Origin of the sequence: Streptomyces sp. NPDC088147, from assembly GCF_044741565.1 — a bacterium.
GTDB lineage: Bacteria > Actinomycetota > Actinomycetes > Streptomycetales > Streptomycetaceae > Streptomyces.
Map to the genome: position 1 here is coordinate 118,511 of NZ_JBIUSY010000010.1, position 17,186 is coordinate 135,696.

18 protein-coding genes and 1 tRNA gene are annotated in these 17,186 nt (G+C 71.8%); 9 read left to right on the forward strand and 10 right to left on the reverse strand.

Annotated elements, in window-relative coordinates; all coding sequences use genetic code 11:
- Positions 1-9: 9 nt before the first annotated feature.
- The 5 genes from ACIOGX_RS31555 to ACIOGX_RS31575 form a co-directional block, all read right to left on the reverse strand.
- Positions 10-1,041: a phosphotransferase family protein gene (locus ACIOGX_RS31555; protein WP_401918071.1), complete on the reverse strand. Its 1,032-nt coding sequence runs from the start codon at positions 1,039-1,041 to the stop codon at positions 10-12.
- Between the two features lie 189 nt (positions 1,042-1,230).
- Positions 1,231-2,142 (reverse strand): MBL fold metallo-hydrolase, encoded by a 912-nt coding sequence (locus ACIOGX_RS31560; RefSeq protein WP_356514212.1) that lies wholly within the window; start codon positions 2,140-2,142, stop codon positions 1,231-1,233.
- Between the two features lie 109 nt (positions 2,143-2,251).
- On the reverse strand, positions 2,252-2,662 hold the full coding sequence (locus ACIOGX_RS31565) for a DUF202 domain-containing protein (protein WP_401918073.1): 411 nt from the start codon (positions 2,660-2,662) through the stop codon (positions 2,252-2,254).
- Positions 2,662-3,054 carry a DUF202 domain-containing protein gene (locus tag ACIOGX_RS31570; RefSeq protein WP_356514210.1) on the reverse strand — a complete coding sequence of 131 codons (393 nt, stop codon included), beginning with the start codon at positions 3,052-3,054 and terminating at the stop codon, positions 2,662-2,664. Before ACIOGX_RS31570 ends, ACIOGX_RS31565 begins: the two co-directional genes overlap by 1 nt.
- Positions 3,055-3,064: 10 nt before the next feature.
- Positions 3,065-3,595: an NUDIX hydrolase gene (locus tag ACIOGX_RS31575; RefSeq protein WP_401918075.1), complete on the reverse strand. Its 531-nt coding sequence runs from the start codon at positions 3,593-3,595 to the stop codon at positions 3,065-3,067.
- Between the two features lie 92 nt (positions 3,596-3,687).
- Between ACIOGX_RS31575 and ACIOGX_RS31580 the strand changes: the two genes are divergently transcribed.
- The 5 genes from ACIOGX_RS31580 (at position 3,688) to ACIOGX_RS31600 (ending at position 9,546) form a co-directional block, all read left to right on the forward strand.
- Positions 3,688-5,346: an FAD-binding dehydrogenase gene (locus ACIOGX_RS31580; RefSeq protein ID WP_401918077.1), complete on the forward strand. Its 1,659-nt coding sequence runs from the start codon at positions 3,688-3,690 to the stop codon at positions 5,344-5,346.
- Between the two features lie 173 nt (positions 5,347-5,519).
- The gene (locus ACIOGX_RS31585; protein ID WP_356514204.1) at positions 5,520-6,482 is read left to right on the forward strand and encodes a hypothetical protein; all 963 of its coding nucleotides are present in this window, start codon (positions 5,520-5,522) and stop codon (positions 6,480-6,482) included.
- Positions 6,483-6,515: 33 nt separating this feature from the next.
- Positions 6,516-8,060, forward strand: coding sequence for an APC family permease (locus ACIOGX_RS31590; protein ID WP_383960753.1), 1,545 nt, complete (start codon positions 6,516-6,518; stop codon positions 8,058-8,060).
- A gap of 204 nt (positions 8,061-8,264) precedes the next feature.
- The gene (locus tag ACIOGX_RS31595) at positions 8,265-8,930 is read left to right on the forward strand and encodes a molybdopterin-dependent oxidoreductase (RefSeq protein ID WP_356514255.1); all 666 of its coding nucleotides are present in this window, start codon (positions 8,265-8,267) and stop codon (positions 8,928-8,930) included.
- Positions 8,872-9,546 carry a cytochrome b/b6 domain-containing protein gene (locus ACIOGX_RS31600; protein WP_356514200.1) on the forward strand — a complete coding sequence of 225 codons (675 nt, stop codon included), beginning with the start codon at positions 8,872-8,874 and terminating at the stop codon, positions 9,544-9,546. The genes ACIOGX_RS31595 and ACIOGX_RS31600 overlap by 59 nt, the downstream gene beginning before the upstream one ends.
- 42 nt (positions 9,547-9,588) lie before the next feature.
- Here ACIOGX_RS31600 and ACIOGX_RS31605 read toward each other — a convergent pair whose 3' ends face one another.
- Together ACIOGX_RS31605 and ACIOGX_RS31610 are read right to left on the reverse strand one after the other, a co-directional pair.
- On the reverse strand, positions 9,589-10,986 hold the full coding sequence (locus ACIOGX_RS31605) for a gluconate:H+ symporter (RefSeq protein WP_401918080.1): 1,398 nt from the start codon (positions 10,984-10,986) through the stop codon (positions 9,589-9,591).
- Between the two features lie 20 nt (positions 10,987-11,006).
- The gene (locus ACIOGX_RS31610) at positions 11,007-11,516 is read right to left on the reverse strand and encodes a gluconokinase (RefSeq protein WP_356514196.1); all 510 of its coding nucleotides are present in this window, start codon (positions 11,514-11,516) and stop codon (positions 11,007-11,009) included.
- Between the two features lie 154 nt (positions 11,517-11,670).
- Here ACIOGX_RS31610 and ACIOGX_RS31615 point away from each other — a divergent pair, with 154 nt between their 5' ends.
- The 3 genes from ACIOGX_RS31615 to ACIOGX_RS31625 all read left to right on the forward strand — a co-directional run bounded on the left by ACIOGX_RS31615 (position 11,671) and on the right by ACIOGX_RS31625 (position 14,223).
- Positions 11,671-12,378 (forward strand): FCD domain-containing protein, encoded by a 708-nt coding sequence (locus ACIOGX_RS31615; RefSeq protein WP_356514194.1) that lies wholly within the window; start codon positions 11,671-11,673, stop codon positions 12,376-12,378.
- A 130-nt stretch (positions 12,379-12,508) separates the two neighbouring features.
- Positions 12,509-13,594 (forward strand): S-(hydroxymethyl)mycothiol dehydrogenase, encoded by a 1,086-nt coding sequence (locus ACIOGX_RS31620; protein WP_401764827.1) that lies wholly within the window; start codon positions 12,509-12,511, stop codon positions 13,592-13,594.
- The gene (locus ACIOGX_RS31625) at positions 13,594-14,223 is read left to right on the forward strand and encodes an MBL fold metallo-hydrolase (protein WP_356514190.1); all 630 of its coding nucleotides are present in this window, start codon (positions 13,594-13,596) and stop codon (positions 14,221-14,223) included. Before ACIOGX_RS31620 ends, ACIOGX_RS31625 begins: the two co-directional genes overlap by 1 nt.
- On the opposite strand, the gene ACIOGX_RS31630 is transcribed toward ACIOGX_RS31625, so the two are convergent.
- Positions 14,217-15,170 carry a pseudouridine synthase gene (locus ACIOGX_RS31630; RefSeq protein WP_401918083.1) on the reverse strand — a complete coding sequence of 318 codons (954 nt, stop codon included), beginning with the start codon at positions 15,168-15,170 and terminating at the stop codon, positions 14,217-14,219. The two genes, ACIOGX_RS31625 and ACIOGX_RS31630, sit on opposite strands and share 7 nt — an antisense overlap.
- A 204-nt stretch (positions 15,171-15,374) precedes the next feature.
- Here ACIOGX_RS31630 and ACIOGX_RS31635 point away from each other — a divergent pair, with 204 nt between their 5' ends.
- The gene (locus ACIOGX_RS31635; protein ID WP_401918085.1) at positions 15,375-16,247 is read left to right on the forward strand and encodes a DMT family transporter; all 873 of its coding nucleotides are present in this window, start codon (positions 15,375-15,377) and stop codon (positions 16,245-16,247) included.
- 21 nt (positions 16,248-16,268) lie between these two features.
- On the opposite strand, the gene ACIOGX_RS31640 is transcribed toward ACIOGX_RS31635, so the two are convergent.
- Together ACIOGX_RS31640 and ACIOGX_RS31645 are read right to left on the reverse strand one after the other, a co-directional pair.
- Entirely contained in the window at positions 16,269-16,712 is a 444-nt protein-coding gene (locus ACIOGX_RS31640; RefSeq protein WP_401918087.1) for a PAS domain-containing protein, read from the reverse strand.
- A gap of 187 nt (positions 16,713-16,899) precedes the next feature.
- Positions 16,900-16,984, reverse strand: a tRNA-Leu gene (locus ACIOGX_RS31645).
- Positions 16,985-17,186 lie beyond the last annotated feature (202 nt).

The following is a 17,186-nucleotide window of genomic DNA, read 5'->3' on the forward strand; positions in this document are numbered from 1 at the left end:
GAGGGGTACTCAGCCTTCCTGGAGGGTGGTGAGGCCGTGCCGGATGAAGACGGGTACGAGAGCGCCGATCCGGTCGAAGCCGGGCCCCACGGTCTGTCCCAGGGTGTAGCGGTAGTGGATGCCCTCCAGGATCACGGCGAGCTTGAACCAGGCGAACGCCGTGTACCAGGAGATCGCCGAGGTGTCCCGGCCCGAGCCCGCGGCGTACCGCTCGATCAGCTCGGCGGGCGCGGGATGGCCCGCCGCCCCGGCCGTCGTACTGATCGGGGACCCGGGCAGCTCCAGCCGCGCGCTGTACATCACCAGCAGCCCCAGGTCGGTGAGCGGATCGCCGAGCGTGGACATCTCCCAGTCCAGTACGGCCTTGATCCGGTCGTCCTCACCGATCAGGACATTGTCGAGCCGGTAGTCGCCATGGACCACGGTGGGCGCGGGGGAGACGGGCAGCGACCGGCCGAGGGCCGCGTGCAGCTCGTCGATACCGGCCAGCTCGCGGGCGCGGGAGGCGTCGAGCTGCTTGCCCCAGCGGCGCAGCTGCCGGCCGAGGAATCCGTCGGGGCGGCCGAAGTCGCCCAGCCCGACCGCCGCCGGGTCGACGGCGTGCAGCTCGACGAGGGTGTCGACCAGCGCCAGGACGGCGGCGCGGGTGCGCCCGGGTCCGAGCGGGGCGAGTTGCTCGGCCGTACGGTACGGCGTGCCCGCCACGTACTCCATCACGTAGAAGGGGGCGCCGAGCACGGACTCGTCCTCGCAGAGCAGCAGCGGTTCCGGCACCGGCACGGCTGTCGGGTGCAGCGCCTCGATCACGCGGTACTCGCGCCTCATGTCGTGCGCGGTGGCCAGCACATGACCGAGCGGCGGCCGGCGGACCACCCACCGGCGGGCGGGTTCGGCGGAATCGGTGACGGTGTACGTCAGATTCGACCGGCCGCCCTCGATCAGCCGTACGCCGAGCGGTCCGCTCACCAGGCCGGGAAGCGCGCGGTCGAGATAGCCGCGCAGCTGCTCGGGATCGAGTCCTGGCGGGGGGACTGGGCTCATCGTGCGTACCTCCGTGGGTGGTCGTGACCGATACCGATGACTCATGATGCCGACCAGTCGGTATGTCGTCCAGTGCGTGACCCCCCGGCCGGCCGGTGCCGGGCCCCGAACCGGCCGGTGCCGGGGCCCTCGACCGGCCGGTTCGGGGCAGGCCGGACCGGTCAGGCGTGGCAGGCCGGGCGTGGCCGGTCAGGCGTGGCAGGCCGGGATCGCGCCGCCGTTCATCGCGGCCATGTCGGTGGCCACGGTGAGCAGGGCCAGCGGCGAACCCTCGGGCAGCCCGTCCAGCTCCGCGTACGCCCGGTGCAGATTGACCACCAGCCGCTCGCTCTCCCGCAGTGCGGCGAACGTCCCGAGATCGGCGGTGCGCGCCGTCTCCAGCGGGGTGAGGCCCTTGGTGTGGCCCTCCAGGGCCAGCTCGGACACGTACCGCAGATACTCCTCCGTCGCGTCGAACACGGACGGGTCGGTGACCGGACCGTGCCCCGGTACGACGACGCTCGCGTCGAGCGAGCGCAGCAGATCCAGCGCCCGGAGGGATCCGCTCAGTGAGCCCGCCAGGATGAACGGCGTACCGCCCTGGAAGGCCAGATCGCCGGTGAAGACGATGCCGCGCTCCGGCAGGTGCACGATCGAGTCGCCCCGGGTGTGCGCCACGCCCGGGTGGATCACCCGCACCTCGGTCCCGCCGACGTGGAGCGTCAGCCGGTCGTGGTACGTCACGGCCGGCAGAGTGATCGGGATGTCGCCGAAGTCCGTCTCCGGCCAGATCAGCCGGAGTTCATGGCCGGCGGCCGACTGCTCGTCGCGACAGGTGTCATGGCCGATGACGGTCGCCTCGGGCACGAACTGAGCGTTGCCGTAGGTGTGATCGCCGTGGAAGTGCGTATTGACGAGGATCCGGGGAAGCGGGGCGCCGGTCGTCCGGATCGCCTCCCGCAGCAGCAGCGCGCGGTGTTCGGTGGCGGCGGTGTCGATGAGAAGCGTCGTCTCCCCGTCGCTGACGAACCCGGCGTTGTTGAGGCACCAGCCGCCGTCCGGCTGGACGTAGGCATGCACGTCGGGTGCCAGTCGGACGAGATACGGATCGGTGGCAGGCATCGGACCCCTTGGTGCACGAGTGAACGGACGGGGCGATCCTGCCAGTTGACGACTTCCCCGGGGACGCCGCCGTGGCGTCGTGCCCGTTTGATGCCTCCCTGCGCCGCCGTCAGGCCAGGACCCCCACCGCGAACAGGGCCAGCAGGATCGTGCAGCCCGCCGCGGCGATCGCCGCGCGCGACGGAAGCGGCCCCGGCACGGCGGCGGCCAGCGCCAGTGTGCGGCGGTGTGCCACCGCCAGAAAGGCCAGCCAGACCAGGGCGCTGAGCGCGGCGCCGGCCAGTCCGGCCGCCGTGGCGCCGCCATGGATCGCCTGCCGGGCCGCGAGCACGGCGACCACCGTGCAGGAGAGCGTCGTACGCCGCCAGGCCAGCCGGGTCCGCTCGGGCTGGAGCCCCGGATCCCTGACCGGCGCGCCGCCCCCGGCCCCGTCTCCGCCCCTGGCCCCGTCTCCGTCCGCGCCCCTGCCCCCGTCCCTCCCGGCCCCGTCTCCGTCTCCGCCCCCGGCCGGTGCGGTCATCAGCCGGCCCACCCCAGCACCACGATGACCAGCATCGCGACGGCGACCAGCCCCACCGCCAGACTCAGCAGCGTCGGAAAGGCGGAGACGGGCAGATCCTCCTTGCGCCGCATCGCCCGCTCGCACCGCACCCAGTGGTTCACCGCGCGCAGCGCGCACAGCGCGCCCGCCGCGAGCAGCGCCACCGCGAGCCCGACCCGTACGCCCCAGCGCAGGTCCGGCAGGAACTGATCGACCGCGAACCCGCCGCCCACCAGCGCGAGCGCCGTACGGATCCAGGCCAGGAAGGTGCGCTCGTTGGCGAGCGAGAAACGGTAGTCGGGGGTTTCGCCCTCCTCGGCGACACGGCTGGGCGTGACCCACAGCCGCAGGCCGCGCAGAAAGTCGTTCACGTGCCGCACCCTACGCGCGGAGCGCGCGGAGCCGCTCGTACGCCGCGAGCCCGTCCGGTGCCCACTCCCAGCCGTCCGGACCGCGACCGACCCGGCGCTCCAGCTCCGGCTCCGGAAGGAAGTCGTACCAGGCGACCTCCTCCGCCTGTGGCCGCACCGGCAGCGTGCAGCGCACCTCGTACACCCGCGACCACCAGCTCCCGGCCCCGGGCCCGTCGGCGGACTCGTACAGGAACGTGAACAGCGGTACGGGCCGGGGCAGCCCCGACACGCCCAGCTCCTCCTCGGCCTCCCGCAGCGCCGCGTCGTCGTAGCTCTCGCCCGCGCCGACGACACCGCCCACGAACATGTCGTACAGCGAGGGGAAGACCAGTTTCACCGCGGTTCTGCGATGGACGAAGACCCGGCCCTCCGCGTCCCGCGCGAGCACGAACACGGCGCGATGGCGCAGGCCCCGCGCGTACACCTCGCCGCGTGGCGCCCGCCCGACGACGTTGTCGTCCTCGTCGACGACGTCCAGGATCTCGTCAGCGGCGCTCATGAACACCATCCAACCAGTTGACGCGTTACTCGCGCGTACGGAAGATCGGACCACCCGGGCCTCACCGATCCCGCACGCGAAGGATGGCAGTCATGGCGTACGACGCTGATGTGATCGTGATCGGGGCGGGGCTCGCGGGCCTGGTGGCCGCCGCCGAGCTGGTGGACGCGGGCCGCTCCGTCATCGTCCTCGACCAGGAGCCCGAGCGGTCGATCGGCGGCCAGGCGCACTGGTCCTTCGGCGGTCTGTTCCTCGTGGACTCGCCCGAGCAGCGCCGGATGCGGATCAAGGACAGCCGGGACCTGGCCCTCCAGGACTGGCTCGGTACAGCGGGGTTCGACCGCCCCGAGGACGACCACTGGCCGCGCAAGTGGGCCGAGGCGTACGTCGACTTCGCGGCGGGCGAGAAGCGGGCCTGGCTGCACGGGCAGGGCATGCGGTTCTTCCCGGTGGTCGGCTGGGCGGAGCGCGGCGGGTACGACGCGACCGGACACGGCAATTCCGTGCCGCGCTTCCACATCACCTGGGGCACCGGGCCCGGGGTGGTCGAGCCGTTCGAACGGCGGGTGCGCGCGGGCGTCGCGAAGGGGCTCGTGACGTTCCGTTTCCGCCACCGCGTCACCGGACTCGCCACCACCGCGGGCGTGGTGGACACCGTGAACGGCGAGATCCTGGAGCCCAGCGAGGCCGCGCGCGGCACCGCGAGCAGCCGTACGGCCACCGGCGCCTTCGCGTTCAAGGCGCAGGCGGTGATCGTCACTTCGGGGGGCATCGGCGGCAATCACGAGCTGGTGCGCGCCCAGTGGCCCGAGCGGCTCGGCACCCCGCCGCGCACGATGCTCTCCGGCGTCCCCGCGCACGTCGACGGACTGATGCTCGGCATCACGGAGGCGGTCGGCGCCCGGCACATCAACCGGGACCGGATGTGGCACTACACCGAGGGCATCCAGAACTGGGACCCGATCTGGGCCGGGCACGGCATCCGTATCCTGCCCGGCCCGTCCTCGCTCTGGCTGGACGCGCGCGGCCGGCGGCTGCCCGTACCGCTCTTCCCCGGCTTCGACACGCTCGGCACGCTGGAGCACATCATGCGCTCCGGATACGAGTACACCTGGTTCGTCCTCGACCAGCGCATCATCGGCAAGGAGTTCGCGCTCTCCGGGTCCGAGCAGAACCCCGATCTGACGGGGAAGTCCGTCCGCGGGGTCATCGGGCGGGCGCGCGCCGACGTCCCCGGGCCGGTGAAGGCGTTCATGGACAACGGCGCGGACTTCGTCGTGGAGAAGGACCTGGGCGCGCTGGTGCGCGGAATGAACGCCCTCACCGGGGACGGACTGATCGACGAGGATGGGCTGCGCCGCGAGATCACCGCGCGCGACCGCGAGATCGCCAACCCCTTCACCAAGGACCTCCAGGTCATGGCGGTCCGGGGCGCCCGCAGGTATCTGGGCGACAAGCTGATCCGTACGGCCGCCCCGCACCGCCTGCTCGACCCGGCGGCGGGCCCGCTGATCGCCGTACGGCTGAACATCCTGACCCGTAAGTCGCTCGGCGGCCTGGAGACCGATCTGTCGTCCCGCGTCCTGACCGCGGCGGGCGCCCCGCTGCCCGGTGTCTACGCGGCGGGCGAGGCGGCGGGCTTCGGCGGCGGCGGCGTCCACGGCTACCGCTCCCTGGAGGGAACGTTTCTCGGCGGCTGCGTCTTCTCGGGCCGTACGGCGGGCCGGGCGGCGGCGAAAGCGGTCCGGTAACGGCGGACAGGGCGCCGGGCGGAACGGAGCGGGTCGCAAAGAGGGACCAACGGTGCGGGACGGCGGGACAGTTGGCGCACTTCGCATCAAGACACCCCTTGACGGAAAGCGTTACCTACCGCTTGGCTGTCCGCGATCAACGCTCGTTCATGTGCCCTGGAGGATTCCCGCGGATGTCCCCGCCTCCGCCACCACCCCTGGGCCGCTCGCGAAGACGGGGCTCCCGCTCCGGCCAGTTCTTCGATCCGGCCCTCGACGACGCCCGACTCGGCGCCGTACGCGACCAACTGGCCCAGGGCCGCTGGTCCGAGGCGCGCACCCTGCTCGCCGAGACCGGCGACGACTGGGACCGGCGAGGCCACCGCGTCGTCGTCCTCGCACGAGCCTCCGGCGCCGCCGCCTGGACCCGCGACTGGCTCCTCGCCGAACCGGACAGCGCGGACGCGGCCACCCTGCTCGCCTGCGCCACGGTCGTCGGCGCACTGCGCGGCAAAGAGAAGGAACAGCGCGCGCGGGACGCCTGCCGCGAAGCCGTCCGACGGGCCCCGGCCGATCCCACCCCCTGGCTCGGACTCCTGCTGCTGGCCCGCACGCTCGGCACGGAGGACGAGACCTCACGGCTCTTCGACGAGGTCAGGACCCGGCACCCGGACCACCACCACGCGCACCACCTGATGGCGGCACGGCTCGCGGAGCGCCATCCGGACGCCGGCCAGGACCCGTTGCACGAGGTGTACGACTTCGCGGCCTGGGCCGCGGAACAGGCCCCCGCCGACTCGCCGCTCGCCATCCTGCCCGTGGTCGCCCACGCCGAGCGCTACCGCGTCCTCGCCGCGGCCGGACACGAGCCGCGCGAGCCCGCGGCCTCCGGCCACTGGACCGGACGCCGCGCCCGGCAGGTGCTCAAGGTCGCTTTCGACTGGTGGCTGGAGTGGGAGGCCGAGGAGCATCCGCGCTCCCGGGTCGACCTCAACTTCCTCGCCCACGCGCAGTTCCACGACGGGCGGTTCGCCGAGGCCGCCGCGCTGTTCCAGCGGATCGGCCCGCACAACACCGCAGCCCCCTGGTCCTACCCGGACCGGGACCCCCGCACAGCGTTCCTCGCCGCGCGCGCCGCCGCGCTCGGCTCCGCCTGAAGCACCACCGAGTTCCGAAAGGACCCCCCTGTCATGTCGACGGGCAGACCGAGCACGAGCGAGCTTGAGATCAACACGTACAAGGGGCAGGAACGGGCGCTGCGCGCCGGCCGGCTCGGCACGGTGGGCCTGCTGCTCTCCGTGCTCGCCGCGAGCGCGCCGATGCTCGTCGTCGCCGGTGTCATGCCGACGGTCTTCGGTGTCATGGGCATCGTCGGCCAGCCCCTGCTCTACGTGATCCTCGGCGTCGTCCTCGTGCTGTTCAGCTTCGGGTACGCGGAGATGAGCCGGCATGTGCACAACGCCGGAGCGTTCTACGCGTACATCGCCCGCGGTCTCGGCCCGACCGCGGGCGCCGGTGCCTCGCTCGTCGCCCTCGTCGCGTACAGCGCCATGCAGGTCGGCATCTACGGGATCCTCGGCTTCGAGGTCTCCGGGCTCCTCGCCACCTATCTCGACCTGACCGTGGCCTGGTGGATCCCGGCGCTCGTCGCCGCCGCGCTCGTCGGTCTGCTCGGCTGGCTGAAGATCGACCTCAACGCCAAGGTGCTCGGCGTCCTGCTGATCATCGAGTGCGCACTGGTCGTGATCTTCGACATCGCGGCGCTCGCCGATCCGGGCACGGAGGGCATGTCCCTGGCCGCCTTCAACCCCGACACCCTCACCGGCGCGGGACTCGGGACCGCGCTCTGCTTCTGCATCGCCGCCTTCGTCGGCTTCGAACAGGCCCCCGTCTACGCCGAGGAGACAAGCCGGCCGCACGTCGTCGTCTCCCGTGTGATGTTCCTGGCGGTCGGCTACGCCGCGCTGTTCCTGGCCTTCAGCGCCTGGGCCGTGACCGTCGCGGCGGGGCCCGGCTCGGTCGTCGCCGCCGCGGGGGAGCAGGGGCCGGGACTGCTCTTCGGACTCACCGAGAGCCGGCTGGGCGCCACCTTCACCGACGTCCTGCACGTCCTGTTCGTGACCGGGATGTTCGCCGCGCTGCTCAGCTTCCACAATGTCGTCGCGCGCTACGCCTTCGCGATGGGCCGCGAAGGGCTGCTGCCCGCCGCCTTCGGCCGCACCCACACGTCCAGCGGCGCGCCCGCCTCGGGCTCCGTGCTGCAATCCGCGGTCTCGATCGCCGTCATCCTGGCCTTCGCCCTCACCGACGACAAGCCGGTCGGCGACCCGACGGCCCCGGTGCTCCATCTCTTCACCTGGATGGGCAACATCGGCGCGCTCGGGGTCATCGTGCTGATGGCCGCGGCCTCCTTCGCCGTCATCGTCTTCTTCGTACGGCGGGGAGCGGCGCGCCATCAGGCCGCGCGGCTGGTGGCCTCCGGGCTCGCGGGCATCGCGCTGCTGACCATCGCCGTCTACACCGTCAAGGACTTCGACATCCTCGTCGCGTCCGGGCCCGGCTCCGCGCTCAGCTGGGTGCTGCCGGGGATCATCGCCCTCGCGCTGATCGGCGGGGTGGTGTACGGGCTGGTGCTGCGCTCGGTCAAGCCGGAGGTGCACGCCCGGATCGGGCTCGGCAACGAGGCGTTCCAGCTGGAGAAGGCGGCCGAGTCGGAGACGAGGGCCGCGGTGTGACGGCCCCGCCGCGCGGCGGACCGGGCACGCTCCCGCACTTCCTTCCGCGCGTACGCGTACGCGCGGGAGCACGCTGCTGACGAAAGTATGACGAACACCCGCGGTCCCTGGCTTTCACGGGGCCGCGGGTGTTCTCCTCGATGCGTGACCCATCAACCAAGAGAGTCCGAGGGCACGCCGGTAGGACGGCGCCTGGTGCTCTCCATGCTCGGCCTCGGCGCCGCCGGACTCGTCACGGCGCCGTATCTCCAGCGCGGTCTCGAAGCCTTCCTCGGCTCGGCCGCGGACAAGGACCCGACCGGTCTGACCGGACTCCTGCCCAACGGCGGCGGCTTCCGCTACTACTCGGTCACCGGCTCCGTACCCCGCAAGGGCCCGGACACCTACCGGCTGACGGTCGGCGGACTGGTCGACCGGCCCGCCACCTACACCCTCGACGCGCTGCGCGCGCTGCCGCAGACCCGGATCGTGCGCGATGTGCAGTGCGTGACCGGCTGGCGCGTCCCGCACACCCCCTTCGAGGGCGTACGGCTCTCGCGGCTCCTCGACGCGGCCGGGGTACGGCCCGATGCCAGGGCGGTCCGCTTCACCTGCTTCGACGGCGCGTACAGCGAGAGCCTCACCCTCCAGCAGGCCCGCCGTGCCGATGTGATGGTCGCGCTCAGGATGCGGGACGCCCCGATCGAGCACGCCCACGGCGGCCCGGTCCGGCTCTATGTGGCGCCGATGTACTTCTACAAGTCGGCGAAGTGGCTCTCCGGGATCTCCGTCACCTCCGACGTCAGGCCCGGCTACTGGGAGGAGCGCGGCTATGACGTCGACGCCTGGGTCGGCCGGTCCAACGGCCGGGGCGACACCCCCACCGTCTGAGCCCCCGGCCCCCGGCGCGACCGGGCGGATACGGCGCTTCAGCCGGGCGGAGCGCTGGGTGCACCGCGTCACCGGCGCGCTGATGCTGCTGTGCGTGGCGACCGCGGCCTGTCTCTACGTACCCCAGCTCGCCGAACTCGTCGGCCGCCGCGCTCTCGTCGTCACGCTCCACGAGTGGTCGGGGCTGCTGCTGCCCGTGCCCCTCCTGCTCGGCCTCGCCTCCCGGGCGCTGCGCGCCGATCTGCGCCGGCTCAACCGGTTCCTGCCGTACGACACGGAGTGGCTGCGCGCGGTACGGCGGCGCGACGCCCGGCCCGGGGCGCGGCCGGCGGGCAAGTTCAACGCGGGGCAGAAGCTCTACGCGGGGTGGATCGCGGGCGCCGTGCTGGTGATGCTCGGCACCGGCCTGCTCATGTGGTTCACCGGTCTCGCGCCGGTCCTGTGGCGTACGAGCGCCACGTTCGTCCACGACTGGCTCGCCCTGGCCATCGGCGTCGTGCTCGCCGGGCACATCAGGATGGCGTACGGCGATCCGCAGGCGCGGCGCGGGATGCGCACCGGGTCGGTGGACCGCGCGTGGGCGGAGCGGGAGCACCCCCGGTGGAAAGAGGAGTGACCCGCCCCGCCCGGACGCCGGGGACCCGCGGCAGCGACGCGGCTACAACACCAGCGAGAGCAGCAGGACGAAGCCGAGCCCGACCACGGAGATGATCGTCTCCATCACCGACCAGGTCTTCAGCGTCTGGCCGACGCTCATCCCGAAGTACTCCTTCACCAGCCAGAACCCGGCGTCGTTCACATGGCTGAAGAAGAGCGAGCCCGCGCCGATCGCCAGCACCAGCAGCGCCGCGTGCGCCGTCGACATGTCCGCCGCGAGCGGCGCCACCAGTCCGGCCGCCGAGATCGTCGCCACGGTCGCCGAGCCGGTCGCCAGCCGGATCGCCACCGCGATCAGCCAGGCCAGCAGCAGCGCGGGGATCGACCAGTCCTTGGATATGTCCAGGACCATCTGGCCCACGCCCGAGTCGATCAGCGTCTGCTTGAAGCCACCGCCCGCGCCGACGATCATCAGCACGCCCGCGATCGGGGCGAGCGACTTCTCGACGGTCGAGGAGATCCGGCCCTTGGTGAACCCGGCCGCGCGGCCCAGCGTGAAGATGCCGACGAGTACGGCGGCGAGCAGCGCGATCAGCGGGGAGCCGACGACATCCGCCACACGCTGGACGGTGTTCTCCGGATCGTCCACGACGATGTCCACCAGCGCCTTGCCCAGCATCAGCACGACCGGCAGCAGCACGGTGGAGACGGTCGCGGCGAAGCTCGGCCGGGTCTCCAGGTCGTCCGAGGTGCGCTGCGGCACCATCGCGTCGGGGGCCGGGATGTCCACCCAGCGCGCCGCGTACCGGGAGAACAGCGGGCCCGCGATGATCACGGTCGGGATCGCGACGACCACACCGAGCGCCAGCGTCACACCGAGGTTGGCGCCGAGGGCGTCGATCGCGACCAGCGGCCCGGGGTGCGGCGGGATCAGACCGTGCATCACGGAGAGCCCGGCCAGCGCCGGGACGCCGATCCGCATCAGGGAGTAGTTGCCGCGCTTGGCGACCAGCAGGACGACCGGGATCAGCAGCACGATGCCGACCTCGAAGAAGAGCGGCAGGCCGATCACCGAGGCGATCAGGACCATCGCCCATGGCATGGCGCGCCCGCTCGCCCTGGCGAGGATCGTATCGACGATCTGGTCGGCGCCGCCCGAGTCGGCGAGCAGCTTGCCGAGTATCGCGCCGAGCGCGATCAGTACGCCCACCCCCGCGACCGTGGAGCCGAGGCCGGTGGTGAAGCTGGTGATGACCTTGTCCAGCGGGGCGCCCGCGAAGGCGCCGAGCGCCAGCGAGCCGAGGGTCAGGGCCAGGAAGGCATGGAGTTTGAAGACGGTGATGAGCAGGACGATGACGGCGATACCGGCGAGAACCGCTATGCCCAGCTGCGCGTTGCCCGCCGAGGTGATCGGTTCGGCTGCGTCCGCTGCCAGCGTCTCGACACTGAGACTGGTCACGGGAGTCACGGGAACTTCCTTCAGCTTTCGAGCCGGCGCAGCGCGGCGACGGCCCGGTCGGTGATTTCTTCGGGGGTGCCGGACACGTCGACGGCCACGCCCGCTTCGTCCGCGCCCAGGTTCTCCAGGGCGGCGAACTGCGAGTCCAGCAGCGCGGTGGGCATGAAGTGCCCCTTGCGCTCCGACATCCGGGATTCGATCAACGGCCGGTCGCCGGTGAGGTGGAGGAAGACGGCGCCCGGCGCGGCCGACCGCAGCCGGTCCCGGTAGGCGCGCTTGAGCGCGGAGCTGCTCACCACACCGCCGAGCCCGGACCTGCTGTGTGCCCAGGCCCCGATGGCGTCCAGCCAGGGCAGGCGGTCCGCGTCGTCGAGCGGGGTGCCGGCGGACATCTTCGCGATGTTCCCGGGCGGGTGGAAATCGTCGCCCTCGGCGTACGGGACGCCCAGTGCGGCGGCGAGCAGGGGGCCGACCGTGGTCTTGCCGGTTCCTGCCACGCCCATCACCACGACGACGTGGGGGGTGCTCATCGCATGCCTCGCTGTCTTCCTCGACATCGGCTTCAGTCCGTCCCTGGCATCGGGCCGTCGCGCTACTGAAACCTATTAGGTACGACTTATTCAAGAGGCTGTGATGTAAACGTCGTACTTAATCTGGGAGGGGTGCGGCCCGTAGGGTTGTCCCATGACCACTGAAGGTGAAGGCCGGGGCTTGCATACCCGTGTCCTGGACACTCTCGGCCTCGCCATCACCGCGGGCGAGTACCCGCAGGGCAGTGTGGTGCGCACGGACGAGGTGGCCCAGCGCTTCGATGTCTCGCGCACCGTCGTCCGCGAGGTGGTCCGCGTCCTCGAATCCATGCATCTGGTGGAGTCCCGGCGCCGGGTGGGCGTGACCGTACGCCCCACCGAGGAGTGGAACGTCTACGATCCGCGCGTCATCCGCTGGCGCCTCGCCGGCTCCGACCGGCCCCGTCAGCTGCGCTCGCTGACCGTGCTGCGCTCCGCGGTCGAACCGGTCGCCGCGGGGCTCGCCGCCCGGCACGCCACGCCCGAGCAGTGCGCCGCTCTCACCGAGCAGGCCCTCGGCATGGTCGCCACCTCCCGGGGGCGGCGGCTGGAGGAGTATCTCGTCCATGACATCGCCTTCCACCGGGTGGTGCTGAACGCGTCGGGCAACGAGATGTTCGCCCGCCTCGGCGACGTGGTCGCCGAGGTCCTCACCGGACGTACGCACCACCAGGTGATGTTCGACGACCCGGACCCGGCCGCCGTGACCCTCCATGTCCAGGTCGCCGAAGCGGTACGGGAGGGCGACGCCGTGCGCGCCGAGGAACTCACCAGGGAAATCGCCGTCGGCGCCCTGGAGGAGCTGGACGTACTGGCGCCCTGACCGCGCGTACCTCCCCTCGCACGCGCTTGGGTACGGTAGGGCGATTCGGCACGGGATAGTGGGGGATGACGAACGCTCGGTGTGTGAGCGTCCGAGCGTGTGACAGTGTGAGGAAAGGCAGGTCCTGGCAATGGCGCAGCAGGTGCAGGGGGTCGTCGCCCCCGGCAGGAACGAGCCGGTGAGGGTCGAGACGATCGTCGTACCGGACCCCGGTCCCGGCGAGGCCGTGGTGAAGGTGCAGGCGTGCGGCGTCTGCCATACGGATCTGCACTACAAGCAGGGCGGCATCAACGACGACTTCCCCTTCCTCCTCGGCCATGAGGCCGCGGGCGTGGTCGAGTCGGTCGGCGAGGGCGTCACCGATGTCGCGCCCGGCGACTTCGTGATCCTCAACTGGCGTGCGGTGTGCGGCAACTGCCGGGCCTGTCTGCGCGGACGGCCGCAGTACTGTTTCCACACCCACAACGCGGCGCGGAAGATGACGCTGACGGACGGCACCGCACTCTCCCCGGCGCTGGGCATCGGCGCCTTCGCCGAGAAGACGCTGGTCGCGTCGGGCCAGTGCACCAAGGTCGACCCGAGCGTCTCACCGGCCGTCGCCGGACTTCTCGGCTGCGGTGTGATGGCGGGCATCGGCGCCGCCATCAACACCGGCCAGGTCGGCCGGGGCGACTCGGTCGCGGTCATCGGCTGCGGCGGTGTCGGAGACGCGGCGGTCGTCGGCGCGCGCCTCGCGGGCGCGGCCCGGATCATCGCCGTCGACATCGACGACCGCAAGCTGGAGACGGCGAAGTCGATGGGCGCCACGCACACCGTCAACTCCCGCTCCACCGACCCCGTCGAGGCGATCCGCGAGCTGACCGGCGGGTTCGGCGCGGATGTCGTCATCGAGGCGGTCGGCCGCCCGGAGACGTACAAGCAGGCCTTCTACGCCCGCGATCTGGCCGGGACGGTCGTCCTGGTCGGCGTCCCCACCCCCGAGATGACGCTCGAACTGCCGCTGATCGACGTCTTCGGCCGCGGCGGCTCCCTCAAGTCCTCCTGGTACGGCGACTGTCTGCCGTCCCGCGACTTCCCCATGCTCGTCGACCTGCACCAGCAGGGCCGGATCGACCTCGGCGCGTTCGTCACCGAGACCATCGGACTCGGCGATGTCGAGAAGGCGTTCGCCCGGATGCACGAAGGCGATGTCCTGCGTTCCGTGGTGGTGTTCTGATGACCGTCCGCATCGACCATCTCGTCACCTCCGGCACCTTCTCGCTCGACGGCGGCACCTGGGACGTCGACAACAACGTCTGGATCGTCGGCGACGACACCGAGGCGATCGTCATCGACGCCGCCCATGACGCCGCCGCCATCGAGAACGCGCTCGGCGGCCGCACACTGCGCGCCATCGTCTGCACCCACGCGCACAACGACCACATCGACGCGGCACCGGCCCTCGCCGCCGCCACCGGCGCGCCCGTACTGCTGCACCCCGACGACCTGCCCCTCTGGAAGCAGACACACCCCGAGCGGCTCCCGGACGGCGAGCTGACCGACGGCGCCGCACTCACCGTCGCGGGCACCACCCTGACCGTGCTCCACACCCCCGGGCACGCCCCGGGCGCGGTCTGCCTGTACGCCCCCGAGCTGTCCTCGGTCTTCACCGGCGACACGCTCTTCCAGGGCGGACCCGGCGCCACCGGCCGGTCGTTCTCGCACTTCCCGACCATCATCGACTCGATCCGGGACCGGCTGCTCGGTCTGCCGCCGGAGACGGTGGTCCGTACCGGGCACGGCGATACGACCACCATCGGTGCCGAGGCGCCGCAACTGGCGGAGTGGATTCAGCGCGGTCACTGAGACCGCGGCCACTGAGACCGCGGCCACCGGGACAGGGCGAGCCGGCTTTCGAACCGGTGCGGCTCGCCCGTCACCGGATCGGTGAACTCCAGCACCTTCGCGAGGAGTTGCAACGGCGCCCCGTAGTCGTCGGAGTCTTCCTCCCGGACCACCGGATACACCGGGTCGTTCAGGATCGGCAGCCCCAGACGGTTCATATGGACCCGCAGCTGATGGGTTCGGCCGGTGGCCGGCGACAGCCGGTACCGGCCCAACCCGCCCCGCAGCTCCACCCTCTCGATCCGGCTCTCGGCATTCGGCTCGCCGGGGACCTCCCGCGCCGCCAGCACCCCGCGCTCCTTCTCGATCCGGCTGCGCACCGTGACCGGCAGCGCCACGGCGGGATCGTACGGCGCGACCGCCTCGTACTCCTTGCGCACCAGCCGGTCCCGGAACAGCGTCTGGTACGCGCCCCGGTCGCCGGCCCGTACGACGAAGAGCGTGAGCCCGGCCGTGAGCCGGTCGAGCCGGTGCGCGGGCTGCAACGCGGGCAGTCCGAGATCCCGCCGGAGCCGGGCCAGCGCGGTGTCGGTGATATGCCGGCCGCGCGGGGTCGTGGCCAGGAAGTGCGGCTTGTCGGCGACGACGATCCGCTCGTCGCGGTACACGATCCCGATCCCGAACGGCACCGGCTCCTCGGCGGCGAAGTCCCGGTGGAACCAGAGGTACCGCCCGGCGGCATACGGCTCCGCCGCCGCCACCGGCCCGTCCACCCCGACGAACCGCCCCTCCCGGAACATCGCGTCGACCCGGCCCGCCCCGATGGCCTCACCGAACCGCGCGACCAGATGATCCCGCACGGTCGCCCACGCGCTCTCCTCGTCGACGGGCAGCCGGAGCCGCACCGGATCGATCCCGTCCCGCTGGGGGAGGGGCGAGGGCGGCGGGGTGCGGTGTCTGCGTGCCACGGGTCCCGTGTCTTCCTCGCCGGTGGTCCCCGGCTCGCCAAGTGGTCCGGGCGGCTCTCTCCCGGCCGCCTCCGGCGCACGGAGCGCCGACGGTGCGAGTCTATCGAGGGCGGATGGCACCGGCGTCCCTCGTTCGGCCCCGCCCCGGACCGCGCGCGCCGGTATGAGAGCCCCTCCGGAACCCCTCAGCCGCATGATGGACCGGTGATCAGTGTCCTGTTCGCCGTACTGACCGCGATCAGCAACGGCTCCGCCTCGGTGCTCCAGCGCCGCGCCGCGTCCACCGTGCCCGACGCCGAGGCGATGCGTCTCTCGCTGATCAAGCACCTGCTGCGGAAGAAGGTGTGGCTGGCGGGGATCGGGCTGGTGCTCGTGGCCGCGGTGTGCCAGGCGGTGGCGCTCGCCACGGGGCCGATCGCGGTGGTCCAGCCGATCTTCGTCATCGAGCTGCCCGTCACCCTGCTGATCGCGAGCTGTACCTTCCGCGTCCGGCTGACCCGGTCGGCCTGGCTGGGCGTGGCGGCGGTGACCTGCGGTCTCGCCCTGGGCATGGCCGCCGCCGCGCCCGGCGGTGGCAGCGAGAGCGTCCCCGGGTACGCCTGGGTCCCCGCCCTGATCGTCACCGGGGTCTTCGAGGCCGTACTGATCATCTGGTCGCGGCGGCTGCACGGCAACGCGCGTGCCGCGGCCCTCGGTCTCGCCGCCGCCTGCGGATACGCGCTGACCGCCGCGCTGATGAAGGACGCCGTGTCCCGGCTGGACGACGGCGGGGGCGTCCTCGCGCTGGTGACCGCCTGGCAGCTCTACGGCATGGCGGTCGCCGGGGTGGGGGCGCTGTTCCTGCTCCAGAACGCACTCCAGGCCGGCGCCCTGGTCGCGTCCCAGCCGATGCTCACCCTCGGCGACGCGCTGATCAGCATCACGTACGGGGTGACGCTCTTCGGCGAGAGCCTGCGCTCCGGCTGGTGGCTGCTGCCCGAACTCATCGGGGTCGCCGTGATCGCCGCGGGCTGTGTGGAACTGGCCCGCTCGCCCCTCATGGCCGGCGGCACACCCCCGCAGCCCCGGGTGCGCTGAGCCGCGCTTCGGACGACCGGTTCAGGGTGCCTGCTCGTTCGACGTGGCTTCCAGCAGCCGCCGGCGTACCTCCTTCTCCTGGGCCCGCCGCGCGGTGACATCCCGGATGACCGCCCCGACGTGACTCGCGTTGCCCTCGGAATCGGTCAGCAGCACCACGCTGAACTCGATGGAGACGGTCGAACCGTCCGCCCGCAGCGCGGGCACCGCCAGAAGGTCGTCGTCCCCGTACTTACTGGTGCCGGCCGCCATGGCCGCCACGAAGCCGTCCCAGTGACGCTGCCGGTGCTTCTCGGGGATGATCACATCCAGATCGCGACCCGCGACCTCGGCCGCCGAGAAGCCGAAGATCCGCTCCGCTCCCCGGTTCCAGTAGCGGATCAGCCCCGCACGATCGACGATCACCAGACCGTCGGGTGCTCCCGCCGCCATCGCGAGAATCACTTCGGCGTCCAAGTCTCCCATGAGACCTCCACGTTGCGAGGAAGGATCCGTCGCCGACAGCCTACGGATCGCGGAAGCGATTGTATGCAGTCGACGAGTCAAGGATGCCTCGGAAGAACTCGTCGTGAGAGGGCGGATCCGTACCCGGGACCACGCACAAAAGGTGCCGACCGAAAATCGGCCGGCACCATCAGTGGGTGAACTCTTGTGTCCGAGGGGGGACTTGAACCCCCACGCCCGATAAAGGGCACTAGCACCTCAAGCTAGCGCGTCTGCCATTCCGCCACCCGGACCAGGTGTCTGCCGGACGGCCCCGGGCCGTTCCGACGTGGAAAACCATAGCAAACATTCGACGGTGCCCGATCACGGCCCGATCCGGGGGACGGCCCGGTGACGGCCCGGGGGCGCGGCGGGTGGCGGGGCTTGTGACGGGCGTATGACAGGCCGGGGGCTGTCTTGGGGTGTGGGGGTGGGGCGCGGGAGTATGTGGAGGAA

Bases quoted from the DNA above. Each gene is read 5' to 3' on its own strand.
- ACIOGX_RS31575 (WP_401918075.1), bottom strand. From the start codon at position 3,595: ATGAGCGCCGCTGACGAGATCCTGGACGTCGTCGACGAGGACGACAAC.
- ACIOGX_RS31585 (WP_356514204.1), top strand. From the start codon at position 5,520: ATGTCCCCGCCTCCGCCACCACCCCTGGGCCGCTCGCGAAGACGGGGC.
- ACIOGX_RS31555 (WP_401918071.1), bottom strand. From the start codon at position 1,041: ATGAGCCCAGTCCCCCCGCCAGGACTCGATCCCGAGCAGCTGCGCGGC.
- ACIOGX_RS31600 (WP_356514200.1), top strand. From the start codon at position 8,872: ATGACGTCGACGCCTGGGTCGGCCGGTCCAACGGCCGGGGCGACACCC.
- ACIOGX_RS31595 (WP_356514255.1), top strand. From the start codon at position 8,265: ATGCTCGGCCTCGGCGCCGCCGGACTCGTCACGGCGCCGTATCTCCAG.
- ACIOGX_RS31610 (WP_356514196.1), bottom strand. From the start codon at position 11,516: ATGAGCACCCCCCACGTCGTCGTGGTGATGGGCGTGGCAGGAACCGGC.
- ACIOGX_RS31580 (WP_401918077.1), top strand. From the start codon at position 3,688: ATGGCGTACGACGCTGATGTGATCGTGATCGGGGCGGGGCTCGCGGGC.
- ACIOGX_RS31620 (WP_401764827.1), top strand. From the start codon at position 12,509: ATGGCGCAGCAGGTGCAGGGGGTCGTCGCCCCCGGCAGGAACGAGCCG.
- ACIOGX_RS31615 (WP_356514194.1), top strand. From the start codon at position 11,671: ATGACCACTGAAGGTGAAGGCCGGGGCTTGCATACCCGTGTCCTGGAC.
- ACIOGX_RS31640 (WP_401918087.1), bottom strand. From the start codon at position 16,712: ATGGGAGACTTGGACGCCGAAGTGATTCTCGCGATGGCGGCGGGAGCA.
- ACIOGX_RS31565 (WP_401918073.1), bottom strand. From the start codon at position 2,662: ATGACCGCACCGGCCGGGGGCGGAGACGGAGACGGGGCCGGGAGGGAC.
- ACIOGX_RS31625 (WP_356514190.1), top strand. From the start codon at position 13,594: ATGACCGTCCGCATCGACCATCTCGTCACCTCCGGCACCTTCTCGCTC.
- ACIOGX_RS31590 (WP_383960753.1), top strand. From the start codon at position 6,516: ATGTCGACGGGCAGACCGAGCACGAGCGAGCTTGAGATCAACACGTAC.
- ACIOGX_RS31560 (WP_356514212.1), bottom strand. From the start codon at position 2,142: ATGCCTGCCACCGATCCGTATCTCGTCCGACTGGCACCCGACGTGCAT.